This is a genomic window from Halomonas daqiaonensis, from assembly GCF_900109725.1.
In the GTDB taxonomy this organism is placed as follows: Bacteria; Pseudomonadota; Gammaproteobacteria; order Pseudomonadales; family Halomonadaceae; genus Halomonas; species Halomonas daqiaonensis.
In genome coordinates this window covers 149,413-161,552 of the sequence record NZ_FOBC01000008.1, presented here as the reverse complement: position 1 = coordinate 161,552, position 12,140 = coordinate 149,413, and the positions used below count along the sequence as shown (strand labels likewise).

The 12,140-nt window shown below is 58.0% G+C and carries 10 protein-coding genes; 9 read left to right on the top strand and 1 reads right to left on the bottom strand.

Features of this window, described 5'->3' with window-relative positions:
• Nucleotides 1–11 precede the first annotated feature (11 nt).
• Complete coding sequence (locus tag BMY30_RS08665) at nucleotides 12–1,316, bottom strand: hypothetical protein (protein WP_089712608.1); 1,305 nt, start codon at nucleotides 1,314–1,316, stop codon at nucleotides 12–14.
• Nucleotides 1,317–1,727: 411 nt separating this feature from the next.
• On the opposite strand from BMY30_RS08665, the gene BMY30_RS08660 reads away from it, so the two are divergent.
• The 9 genes from BMY30_RS08660 to BMY30_RS17600 all read left to right on the top strand — a co-directional run bounded on the left by BMY30_RS08660 (nucleotide 1,728) and on the right by BMY30_RS17600 (nucleotide 12,137).
• Nucleotides 1,728–2,045 (top strand): hypothetical protein, encoded by a 318-nt coding sequence (locus BMY30_RS08660; RefSeq protein ID WP_089712606.1) that lies wholly within the window; start codon nucleotides 1,728–1,730, stop codon nucleotides 2,043–2,045.
• A gap of 67 nt (nucleotides 2,046–2,112) precedes the next feature.
• The gene (locus BMY30_RS08655) at nucleotides 2,113–3,081 is read left to right on the top strand and encodes a DUF932 domain-containing protein (protein WP_089712604.1); all 969 of its coding nucleotides are present in this window, start codon (nucleotides 2,113–2,115) and stop codon (nucleotides 3,079–3,081) included.
• Between the two features lie 119 nt (nucleotides 3,082–3,200).
• Complete coding sequence (locus tag BMY30_RS08650; RefSeq protein ID WP_089712602.1) at nucleotides 3,201–3,386, top strand: hypothetical protein; 186 nt, start codon at nucleotides 3,201–3,203, stop codon at nucleotides 3,384–3,386.
• A 10-nt stretch (nucleotides 3,387–3,396) separates the two neighbouring features.
• Nucleotides 3,397–4,134: an ERF family protein gene (locus tag BMY30_RS08645; protein WP_089712600.1), complete on the top strand. Its 738-nt coding sequence runs from the start codon at nucleotides 3,397–3,399 to the stop codon at nucleotides 4,132–4,134.
• Between the two features lie 77 nt (nucleotides 4,135–4,211).
• Nucleotides 4,212–4,823: a lambda exonuclease family protein gene (locus BMY30_RS08640; RefSeq protein ID WP_089712598.1), complete on the top strand. Its 612-nt coding sequence runs from the start codon at nucleotides 4,212–4,214 to the stop codon at nucleotides 4,821–4,823.
• 357 nt (nucleotides 4,824–5,180) lie between these two features.
• Nucleotides 5,181–7,931, top strand: a complete 2,751-nt coding sequence (locus tag BMY30_RS08635) for a type I restriction endonuclease subunit R (protein WP_089712596.1) — start codon at nucleotides 5,181–5,183, stop codon at nucleotides 7,929–7,931.
• Nucleotides 7,931–9,712 (top strand): restriction endonuclease subunit S, encoded by a 1,782-nt coding sequence (locus BMY30_RS08630; protein ID WP_089712594.1) that lies wholly within the window; start codon nucleotides 7,931–7,933, stop codon nucleotides 9,710–9,712. The genes BMY30_RS08635 and BMY30_RS08630 overlap by 1 nt, the downstream gene beginning before the upstream one ends.
• The gene (locus BMY30_RS08625; protein ID WP_089712592.1) at nucleotides 9,712–11,361 is read left to right on the top strand and encodes an AAA family ATPase; all 1,650 of its coding nucleotides are present in this window, start codon (nucleotides 9,712–9,714) and stop codon (nucleotides 11,359–11,361) included. The genes BMY30_RS08630 and BMY30_RS08625 overlap by 1 nt, the downstream gene beginning before the upstream one ends.
• The gene (locus tag BMY30_RS17600; protein ID WP_139195495.1) at nucleotides 11,358–12,137 is read left to right on the top strand and encodes an HNH endonuclease family protein; all 780 of its coding nucleotides are present in this window, start codon (nucleotides 11,358–11,360) and stop codon (nucleotides 12,135–12,137) included. The genes BMY30_RS08625 and BMY30_RS17600 overlap by 4 nt, the downstream gene beginning before the upstream one ends.
• The last annotated feature ends 3 nt before the right edge of the window (nucleotides 12,138–12,140 follow it).

Sequence of the window (12,140 nt, the reverse complement as noted above, 5' to 3'; positions counted from 1 at the left end):
CTGGAGAAAACCTAAGGTTTGGGCAAGGGGCGCGGCTCAACACAGCTCACGTGGACCACGTCGTCTGGGAGCAACGCAACCCCATCGAGGCGCGGCGCGCGTTCAGCCGGCGGCCACTGACCAAAAAATGGATCAGATCCGCCCTTGGGGCCGGCGCCCTCCCTGGGGATCACCACTAAGTAAGGGGTGCAGTCCTTGTAGGAGGGATGGCGTCCCGGCGGATGGCCGGTCCGTCGCGCGTACACGTGGCGCACAGCGTCCTCGACCGATCGCCCGAAAAGATAGGGCACCGAGTGCGAACGCCCGCGGGCATCTACCAACGTCCAGGTTCGCGGTCCGGGCGTCAGCGTGAAGCGCTGCCAGATGGCAAGATCCGACTTAGGATGAAAGCGCTCGTCGATGCCGTGGGCCTCGCACCAGTCACGCTCGCCGGGCAGCGGCTCGGTGTCCACCCGCCATTCTACGGCGCTCAGACAGCGCGCGAGCCGCCACAATGTCGGCTGCTCGCCATAGCTGCGACCGGGGTGCCAAGCGTGCACAGCGTGCCCAGCAGTGTCCAGAGCACCGGCCATCGCGCGAAACAGGGCAGCCTCAATGTCGGGATTGTCGTCGCCCGCGACACGATCGCGGCCGGCAATGAGCACGCTCGTCGGTGCGATTGTGGGCACAGGAAGTGTTCCGTCGGATCTAACCTCGGCAGGCGCGCTCGACACCGAATTGAGGAGCCACTTGGTGTCTTCCCTGAGTTCCGCACGCTTTCGCAGGTCATGCTGGAGCTTACGCTCAATCATCACCTTACTACCGGGTTGCGCTCGTGCGGCCTCGCGACCAACGATCCTAACTCGGAGCGGGCCAGCAGCCGCGATGGCACGTTCAGCCTTGCCCGCCGGGCCGGCAAGGTCGACAGTCGCAGCGCAGCCTGTGAGTTCGGGCGTGAAGCACACCTTGATATCGGCTCGTCCGCCAATCGCGTTCGCCGGCACCTCCAGCGTCATCGACTCGAACTGCTTGAGCACCCACACCGGCAGTTGGGCGCTCGAATGTTGCTCAATGAGCGCCTCATCTCCGAAAGCGGTAGCACCAAGGACGGACATTCGCCCCCCAGGCACCGTGGACGTGATGGCAATCAGGTCCTGCGGCGCCAAGGGGTGGGCATCGCGTAGCCGGCCGTCCGCTTCAAACACCACCATGCGGAAGGGCATGCCGCCGTCCCCGGACTCGAGCGGCGCCAAGCGTTCAAGCTGCACCGAATGCGAGCAGCCCGCAAGTAGGCCGACCATTGCAAGCGCGAGGCTCGTAAAATACTGATAATTCAAGGCCGGCCTCTCCCCGCTCTGTGCTCTAATAATTGCATATTTCTTACTAATACCAACCGTTTGGATTAGATCTTCTTCTAGCAAAGTAGATGGAAGACACTGCCTTAAGGGGCACCACCACTGATGACCGCCAGTCGCCACCAAGGTTTAAAGAAATAACACGATCCGGAAATATCAAAGACTCGAGATTAAAACTTAGCTTAGCTTTATTTTTCCTTCCACTTAATATCAAGCTGAGAGCAAGCAGTCATTCCAGAGTGTTTTAAATTAGCTTTCGCTTTACAATTTGAGCGGGTTATCCGTAAACAGAGTCGGCGGCCTCAGTGTTCAAGTGCAAAAGAATTGAGACCTATATCACTCCAGTGAGCCCAGTCCTTCCCAGGCTTCTTCCGCAGGCACAGGAGACATGACATGCCCCCACCCTGCTCGCGCTGTGTCTCGCAGCGCGTGATCAATCTCGAGACCGTCCGCAAGTTGGGGACGGCTACCGGCGCGTTGGCCGGCTCCCTCAAGGGCGCCTATGCAGCGCTCTACTCGCCTGGTCGGTTACCGGCTTCCTCAGCGCACTTCCCCCTCAGCCGTGTTGCCGTTGCCGTGATGGCCGCCGCCTCTAGCGGTATCGCCGGGGCCGCCGCCGGCCACCAGATGGTCCAACACCTGTTTCCTCCCGGCGAAGGCTCACCCTGGCTCTGCCTGGGGTGTGGCCACGCCTTTCGGGTACTGGACTGATCCCATCACCTCACTTTCTCCCTCACTGCCGGCGACCTGCCGGTTTTTTTCGTCCTGGAGGTTTCTCATGGCACATCAACTCGAACAGATGGCCTACGTCGGCGACACCCCCTGGCATGGCCTGGGGCAGCAGTTGTCGCGTCATCAACCGCTGGAGGTCTGGCGGCAGCAGGCCGGCATGAACTGGCACATCGAGGCGTCTCCGGTGCGTTTCATCGACGATGGTGCGGGGCACCTAGGCAGCATCCACTCCTTCCCGGAACAGAAGGTGCTCTACCGCTCCGACACTCGGACGCCACTGTCGGTGGTCTCGCAGCGCTACAAGGTGGTGCAGCCCGAGGAGGTCCTGGAGTTCTACCGGGACTTGACCGAGTACGCGGGCTATGAGCTGGAAACCGCCGGGGTGCTGAAGGGCGGGCGCAAGTTCTGGGCACTGGCCCGCAGCGGCCTGGGTACCGCCCTGAAGGGCCAGGACCAGGTCAACGCCTACCTGCTGCTGGCGACCTCCTGTGATGGCTCGCTGGCGACGGTGGCCACGCCCACCTCGGTACGGGTGGTGTGCAACAACACCCTGACCATCGCCGTGGACGGCATGGCCCAGGGCGTGAAGGTACCGCACAGCACCGAGTTCAATCCCCAGCGCGTCAAGCAGCAGCTGGGCATCTCGGTCTCGCAATGGGACGACTTCATGTACCGCATGAAGGCCCTGGCCGAGCGCAAGGTCAGCCAGGAGGAGATCAAGACCTACTTTCAGTCGGTGATCTGCAACGCCGAGGCGCCGCTGGACGATCCCTCCAAGCTGCCCAACGTTCGTGCGCTCAACCGCGTGCAGAAGCTGTTCCATGGCGAGGGGCGTGGCGCCCGACTGTGCACCGCGCAAGGCACCGCCTGGGGCCTGCTCAACGCCATCACCGAGTACGTGGACCACGACAAGCGCGCACGCAGCAACGACTATCGCATGGACTCTGCCTGGTTCGGCCAGGGGGCCAGCCTCAAGGACAAGGCCCTGACGTCCGCCATGGCATTGGTCAGCTGATCCTCAGGGAGCCTTGCGTCACGGCTCGCTCCTCTTTTCACCATCTTCATCCCCGTTCCCACACCACGGCATAGCGCCCGGCCCACCACGGCCGGGCGTTTGCGTTTCTGGAGGTGCCGATGCAACCGCCCATGACCTTTGAGATCTGCCGCGCCCTGACCCAGCTGACCCGTCAGCTGCTGGAGGCCAGGGAGCACCAAGCCCAGACCCACGTGCTGGCCAAGGGCCATCTCTACCGCGTGGTCGTGTCGCTGGAGCCGGTCCCTACCGACCAGCTCCAGGACGTCATCAACCGCTACCAGTAAGGAGATCCCCATGGCCACTCCCATCCCCCCCGACGCCAACGGCAAGACACCCGTCACCCAGCCCCTTCAGGAGAGCACGTCAATCATCAAGGTGATCGAGCGCGCCGCCCTCAATCCCGAGGTCGACATCGACAAGATGGAGCGTCTCTTACAGATGCAGGAGCGCGTGCTCGATCGCCAGGCGCTGATGGCCTACAGCGCCGCCATGGCAGCCATGCAGACCGAACTACCGAGCATTGCCGAGCGCGGCCAGGGCAACAACGGCGCCTACGCCACGCTGGAGGACATCGTCGACACCGTGCGTCCGATCATGCAGAAGCACGGCTTCGCGGTGAGCTTCCGGATCCAGACCCAGGAGCGCGGCATCCAGGTCACCGGGGTGCTGATGCACCAGGACGGCCACCGCGAGGAGACCAGCATGCTGCTGCCGGCGGATACCAGCGGCAGCAAGAATGCCGTCCAGGCCTTCGGTTCCTCGACCAGCTACGGCAAGCGCTATGTACTCTGCGCCCTGCTCAACATCACCACCCGCGGCCAGGACGACAACGGCCAGGCGTCCGCCCCGGTGAAACTCGTCACGTCCTTCCAGGCAGGGCAGCTCAGGCAACTGATCGCTGTCTGTCCCCCTGCCACCCAGGAATGGTTCGTCGGCAAGTACGGCGAGGCCGAGCGGGTACCGCGCAGTGATTTCGACAAGCTCCGGGCCTCCCTGCAGAAGCGCGCCAGGCCCGATCGTCAACACCACTGATCCATCAACGTCACTGACCGGCCAGCGAGGGGGCAGCCCCTCGCTGCCTATGCCGTGTCATCGAAAAGGAGATCGTCATGCAGATCCTGACACTGGAACAGGGCACGCCCGAGTGGCATGCCGCACGCCTGGGCATCATCACCATGTCCGAGCTGAAGACCCTGTTGGTCAAGGGCAAGGGGCCGGCCGGCTTCGGTGCCGGCGCACTGAGCTACATGCACCAGCTGATCGGTGAGCGCATCACCGGTGAGCCCTCCGATGCCTTCCAAGGCAATGCCCACACCCAGCGGGGGCATGAGCTGGAGCCCGTGGCCCGCGAGCTCTATCACGAGGCCACTGGCTTGCCCCGCCTGGAGCAGGTTGGCATCATCCTCAACCACGGGGTGGGCTACTCACCGGACTGCCTGGTAGATAGCTGTGGCCTGGCCGAGATCAAGACCAAGCTGCCCAAGTACCAGATTGAGCTGCTGCTCGAGGGAGCGCTACCCCAGGAGCACGTGGCCCAGTGCCAGGGTGGCCTGTGGGTCAGCGAGCGGGAATGGATCGACTTCGTCAGCTACTGGCCCGGCATGCCGCTGTTCGTGAAGCGGGCCTACCGGGATGAAGCGCTGATCCGCACCATCGCCGAGCGGGTCGACGCGTTCTACGAGGAAATGGAACGCCGCATGTCGGTCATCGCTATAGCCTAGAAAAAGTATTACTTTAGACTTACGAGTCAGCCATCAGCTTTTGCTAGGGTGGTTTGCGAGTCAGCTATTCGTAGCATAAGCCAATACCGCTCCTGTCGGGGCGGCTTAGGCAAAGACATTTTTGGCTCACAGGGATCGCTGCTTTTTTTTTTTGCATAGATTGCAGTTTTGAGTAGTTAGCCCGGGCGGAGTCTGAGGGGCTGATCTCCCATAGGGTGGAGCCTTCGGGAGCCACGGCATGAGGGGCGCAGCGCTTCGAGGTGACGCTGTCACAGCTAATCTCACCCGATAGACAATTGTGTCTTCAGGAGCCGGTCGCTATCATTAAAAAGCTTATTGAATTTAAGGCTTTAGTGAATGTCATGTGACGTCAACCAAACACCAGAGCAGGTCGCCCGGGACCGGATCGATGAACGCCTACGGGCGTCCGGTTGGCATGTTCAGGACAAGGACGCGCTCGATTTCAATGTCGGCCTTGGCGTAGCCGTCCGCGAGTACCAGACAGATATCGGGCCCGCCGACTACGTCCTATTCGCCGACAGGCAAGCGGTCGGTGTGGTTGAAGCCAAGCCTGACAATTGGGGAGTCCGCCTGACCTCCGTCGAAGAACAATCCGAGGGTTACGCCAACGCCAAGTTGAAATGGGTCACCAACGCCGAACCGCTCCCGTTCCTCTACGAGAGCACAGGCCAAGTCACCCGCTTCACCAACGCCCGCGATCCGAATCCGCGCTCGCGCGAGGTCTTCACCTTTCACCGACCAGAAACCCTGAAATCCTGGGCACAGGCCCCTAAGAGCCTGCGCACGGGCATCGCGGCCCTGCCGGATCTTAACCCGGATGGCCTGCGCGACTGTCAGATCAAGGCGATAACGAACCTCGAAGCCTCACTCAAGACAGACAAACCACGCGCCCTAGTCCAGATGGCGACCGGGTCGGGCAAGACCTTCACCGCGATCACACAAGTATACCGGTTGATCAAACACGCGGGCGCGCGCCGCATCCTGTTCCTCGTCGACACAAAGAATCTCGGCGAGCAGGCCGAACAGGAGTTCATGGCCTTTATCCCGAACGACGACAACCGCAAGTTCACCGAACTCTACAACGTCCAGCGGCTGACCTCACCCTCAATCGCGAACGACAGCCAGGTCGTCATCTCAACGATCCAGCGCATGTACGCCACGCTAAAGGGCGAAGAACTGAAAGAAGGCGCAGAAGACGAAAATCCGGCCGAGCAGAAATGGCGCCGCAAGGAACCACTGCCGGTCGTCTACAATTCCAAGCTGCCGCCAGAATACTTTGACGTGGTGGTCATCGATGAATGCCACCGCTCCATCTACAACCTCTGGCGCCAGGTCATCGAATATTTCGACGCCTACTTGGTCGGCCTGACCGCCACGCCCGACAACCGCACCTATGGGTTCTTCCAAAAGAACGTCGTTAGCGAGTACACCCATGAGAAGGCCGTCGCCGACAAGGTCAACGTCGGCAATGAAATCTACCTGATTGAGACCGAGATCAGCTGGGGAGGTGAGACGCTGAAGGCGGAGCAACTGGTCGAGAAGCGTGAGCGTGAAACCCGCGCCCGCCGCTGGGAGACACAGGACGAGGAACAGGCCTATGCCGCGACCCAGCTCGACCGCTCCGTCGTGAACCCCGACCAGATTCGCACGGTAATCCGCGCCTTTCGTGACAAGTGGACGGAGATCTTCCCCGGTCGGAAAGAATTGCCGAAAACGCTGATCTTCGCTAAGACCGATAGCCACGCCGACGACATCATCCAAACCGTCCGGCAAGAGTTCGGCGAAGGCAACGATTTTTGCCGCAAGATCACCAACGGCGCGAAGAATCCGAAATCCTCGCTGTCGGCCTTCCGCAACGACTACTACCCGCGCATCGCCGTCACCGTGGACATGATTGCCACCGGTACCGACGTCAAAGCACTCGAATGCCTGATCTTCATGCGCGACGTGAAGTCGAAGACCTACTTCGAGCAAATGAAGGGCCGTGGCACCCGTGTTCTGAAACACGATGACCTGAAAAAGGTCTCTCCCTCGGCCCAGGCCAAAACCCATTATGTCATCGTCGACGCGGTCGGCGTGACCAAATCGCTGAAGACGGCTAGCCAACCGCTAGACACCAAGCCATCGATTCCATTCAAAGATCTCGCCATGGGGTTGATGATGGGGGACCGGTCGGAGGAGTCCGTCAGTTCTCTCGCCGCTCGCCTCGCACGGCTTGACAATAAGCTCGGCGCCGAGGACCAAGAGAAGATCGCGACTGAGGCGGGTAAGCCTCTCACAGCCATCGTGCGCGACCTCTTCGATGCCATAGACCCCGATAAAGTGGAGGCCGACGCCAAGGCCGCGGGCCACCCCGAGCCGGATGATGCCGCTATGCAGGCTGCGCGCGAGGAACGCATCAAACAAGCCGCCAACGTCTTCACCGGCCCGCTCATCAATCTGATGGAGACGATCCGGCGCGACAACGAACAGACCATCGACCATGACAACCTCGACACGCTTCTGCGCGCCGAGTGGGCGGGCGACGTGGCCGAAAACGCCAAGCAGATCGCGCGGGAATTCGAGGAGTACCTGACCGAAAACCGCGACGAGATCGAGGCGCTGTCAATATACTTTAACACCCCCGCCCGTCGGTCCGAGGTCACCTACGCCATGGTCAAGGAAGTGCTGAAGAAACTGACCGAGGATCGCCCGCGCCTCGCTCCGCTCAACGTCTGGCGCGCCTATGCGTATCTGGACGACTACAAGGGCAACAACCCCGCTAGCGATCTGACAGCCCTCGTGGCGCTGATCCGCCGGGTAACAGGGCTAGATGCAACGCTCACCCGCCATTCCGAGCGCGTGCGGCGCAACTTTCAGAACTGGGTGCTTAACCGTCATTCCGGAGCGGGCGAGAAATTCACCGAGGAACAGATGGAATGGCTGCGCATGATTCGCGACCATCTCGCCACCTCCTTTACCATCGAGCGCGACGATCTCGATATGGCCCCTTTTGACTGCCGAGGCGGTCTGGGGCAAATGTACGCCCTCTTTGGCGATGGTATGGACGATATGATGACTGAAATTAATAAGGCGTTATCGGCATAATGAATCACGCAAAGCCTACTGCTACGGACGAATGGACGCCTGTTTCGCCTGATATTCCAAAATACTGGCTATATGCTAGTTTTGACGAGATTTTCGAAATCATTTCAACGGCTGGCAAGAAAATACCTCAGAAAGAATATTTGTCTGAAGGTAATTGGCCTGTGATTGATCAAGGAGCGTCTTTTTATAGCGGCTTCACTAACGATGAGACAAAAATAATAGAGGTTGAAGAACCACTGCTGCTTTTTGGTGATCATACGAGGTGCTTAAAGTTCGTGAAGAAAGATTTTGCTCCAGGAGCTGACGGAGTGAAGGTTTTAAAGGTGGCTAATGGCCTGTTTCCAAGGTTTTTCTATCACCTGTACTTTGCTATAAAGCTTCCTAATCGAGGCTATTCAAGACATTTTGGCTTCTTAAAACGCTGTTTATTTCCCTTGCCTCCCCTCAACGAACAGCGTCGCATAGTAGAGCGGGTAGAGGTGCTCTTCGATGAGATAGATAAGGGCATCGAAAGTCTGCAAGCGGCAAAAAAATCCCTCGGCCTCTACGGCCAGTCCCTGCTGAAATCCGCGTTCGAAGGCCGCCTCACCGCGGACTGGCGCACGCAGAATGCCGACAAGCTGGAAGACCCCAAAACCCTCCTCGCCCGCCTTGAGAAAGACCGAGACGCATGGCACGAGTGCGAATTTCAGCGCTGGCAAGATGCTGTGGCCACGTGGAAAAGCGACGGCTCGAAAGGGCCAAAGCCACGGAAACCCGAGACATACAAACCCAGTGGCGCATTGACTGAAGCAGAGCGCGCCGTGCTGCCGAAGATGCCAAGTTGTTGGGTTTACGTCCGCTTGAATGACATCGCGCATATTGGGTCAGGAATGTCGGTTAGCAAAGCGCGCAAACTCGAGGACCCCGTCGAGACCCCTTACCTTCGCGTCGCCAATGTCCAGCGCGGTCATTTGGACCTTGCCGAGATCAAGACGATGCCGGTCGAAAAGTCACAACTGTCTGCGCTCAGTCTGCGCACCTGGGACATCCTATTTAACGAAGGTGGCGACCGCGACAAACTGGGCCGTGGTTGGATTTGGGAAGATCAGATCGAAATTTGCATCACTCAGAACCATGTGTTCCGCGCTACGCCATTTCGTCACGACAAGGGGTGGTCCGTATTCGTCTCGCAGTGGGGCAACAGCTATGGCCGCGATTACTTCGAAGCGGGCGGCAAGCAGACTACAAACCTAGCCTCAATCAACAAAACAGTGTTGAAGGCGCTCCCCGTCCCGATCTGCTCTCCCGCCGAACAAGCCGAAATCACCCGTCTTCTCGACGTCCGGCTCGAAGCCGCCGACGCGCTGGACGCCGAGATCGACGCCGCCCTCACCCGCGCCGACGCCCTGCGCCAATCCATCCTGAAAAAAGCCTTCTCGGGCCAGCTCGTCTCCCAGGACCCCGAGGACGAACCCGCCTCGGCCCTTCTGGAGCGGATCAAGACCGAGAAGGCCGAAAGGGACCAAGCTGCCAAACGCGGCCGTAAATCCGCGCCAACCCGCAAGTCTGAGGTAAGGAGGCCGACATTGACCGACCTGATCGAAGTGCTCGAAAAGCAGAAAGACTGGATCTCGGCCGCGAAGGCGGCGCAGGAATTGGGGATCGGAGATGGCTCGACTTCAGACGACGTCGAGGCGTTCTACCGCCAGCTGAAGAACTTTGTCGAAGACGGTGTCATCGAAGTCGAAAGGCGCGATGACGAAGATTGGTTGCGCCTTGCGACGGCCGAGGTAAGCTGATGCGCATCGATTGGCTTTGGGTAGACGAGTACAAGAACCTTAGGGACCTGACGATTGATTTCTCCCAGGACCACTTGATCACCGTGCTTATTGGCCGGAACGGTACCGGTAAGTCCAATGTGCTTGAAGCCCTGACCGAGATCTTCCGCGATCTGCTAATGGGGGCGGACAGGCACGGAAAGAAAAACGTACCGTCGATCAAGTATCGCATCGCCTACGAAATCCATGATCGGTGGGTCTACATCGACGCTGACCCCGAACGAAAGGAAGCCTACCAAGCAAAGACCGTCAGTAAAGATAAGCATCCCGAGCCCTATCCGGTTGGCGCGTCTTTCGATGATCTCGAAGGAGCATCGATCAGCAGAACAAAGCTCGTCGGCGAAGACTCGGAGCATTTGCCGCGCTTCCTGTTCGGCTACTACTCTGGCGAAAGCGATCGGATGAGGGAGGTCTTTCGCGCTTACCTCAAGAATTACGACGACAAGCTGATCAAGAATAAGGATCCTGGCCTGAAGCGCATGTTCTTTGCTGAGCCGGTGCATAGCAACTTCGTGCTCCTGTCGTTCCTCGTGAACAACAAAGAGCGGACCAACGCATTCCTTCAAAAACAGTTGGGTCTTGAAGAAGGTGGTATAGAATCCGTTCTTTTCGTTCTAAAGCAGCCGTACTGGTACAGCAAGAACGCGACAGGCGGAGATAGCAGATTCTGGAATTCGAAAGGGATCGTTCGCGATTTCCTCGCCAAGCTTTATGAAATTTCGCTCGCCCCGATCCGCATCAAGCGTCGAGAAACGTATGATGTTCGGCGGTCCAGGACTCTTGAGTACCTGTATCTTTACGCCAAGGACATTGATGCCCTGCGAGAACTGGCGAAAGGAAAGACGTCGGCCGAATTTTTCCGCGATCTGGAAAGTACGCATGTGTCCGATTTGATCGACGAAGTGCGAATCAGAGTAAAACTTAAGAAAAATGATGGATCGGTGACTTTCCGCGAATTGAGCGAGGGGGAACAACAACTTCTCACGGTTCTGGGACTGCTGCAATTCACCTCCGCCGAGGAAAGTCTTTTCTTGCTCGACGAGCCTGATACCCATCTCAACCCACGTTGGAGCGTCGAGTACATCCAGCATATTCGAGATTTTCTAAAGGACGAAAAAGACAATACTCAGTCCAGCCATGTCCTTCTAGCGACGCACAACCCGATCGCTGTTGCGGAGCTTCTCAAAGAGCAAGTGCAGATCTTAAGACGCGACGATGAAACGCTCTGTATTTCTGCGGAGGAGCCAAGCATGGATCCAATGGGGATGGGATACTCCGGTGTGATAACGAGTGAGATGTTTGACCTTAACGCTGCTGTAGACACTACCACCCAAAAATTGCTGGAAATTCAGCGAACACTTTCTGCCAAAGACCAACTGACAGAGTCTGAAAAAGATGAGCTTGAAAAAGCTACGACTAAGCTTGAAGAATTTGGCTTTCACTACCAAATGCGCGATCCGGTCTACACAGAATATCTGCGCGCGCGTGCAGAGCGCACTGCATTAGGTGCTGCAGACGCAGGTCAAAGTACAAAAAGCTTAGACCCAAAGGAAGCTCGTAAGCTCGTGGAGACTGCTTTGACCAGATCATCGGGAAGCGCAGAAGAATGAGATTCATTGATCTTGCATTTGTTGGTAGACCCGAAGACTTCGACAAGCGCGCAACTGCCGCTCTTTCTGACGGGCCAGATAGAATCGAAGATCACTCAATCGTTTGGCGAGACTGCAAAGAGCACCTCAAAGCGGCCTCACACCAAAAATGCTTCTACTGTGAATCCAAAGACATCCGTTCCGACGGAGCTGTGGACCACTTTAGGCCCAAATCAATTTATCCCTGGTCCGCTTTTAATTTTTGGAACTTTCGGTTCGCTTGTACGTTCTGTAACAGTCTTCGAAAGGATAAAGAGACGAAAGTAACTGGAGGTAAGGGAAATCAATTTCCTTTATTCGATGATGCCCCAAGAGCGACGTGTGCTGCGGAGGAGTGCCACGAGCGGCCAAAGCTTATTGATCCATGCAATGCAGGTGATCCGTTGGAAATCGACTTTACTTCGGATGGCCAAGCGGTGCCAGCATACACCGACGAGGGAGATGAGCGGTGCGAACGTGGTAAGGTTTCGATACTTGCGTACCACCTGAACCACACGGCGTTCGTCGAAGAACGAAGAAGGCACGCGATTATCTTGGAAGAGAAAGTGCAGGCCGCATCCAGCGCCCATGAAAGCTACGCTGCAGGAAATCCAGACGCAAAGACACGACTCGATGAGGCCATCTCAGATCTTCATAGGGCAATTCAACCACAAGCAACCTATTCTGTGTTCGCAAGGAGAGTTCTAAATTGGCATCGCGAAAATCCACTGATCGAAGCTGTTTTGAGAACGGCGTAGGAC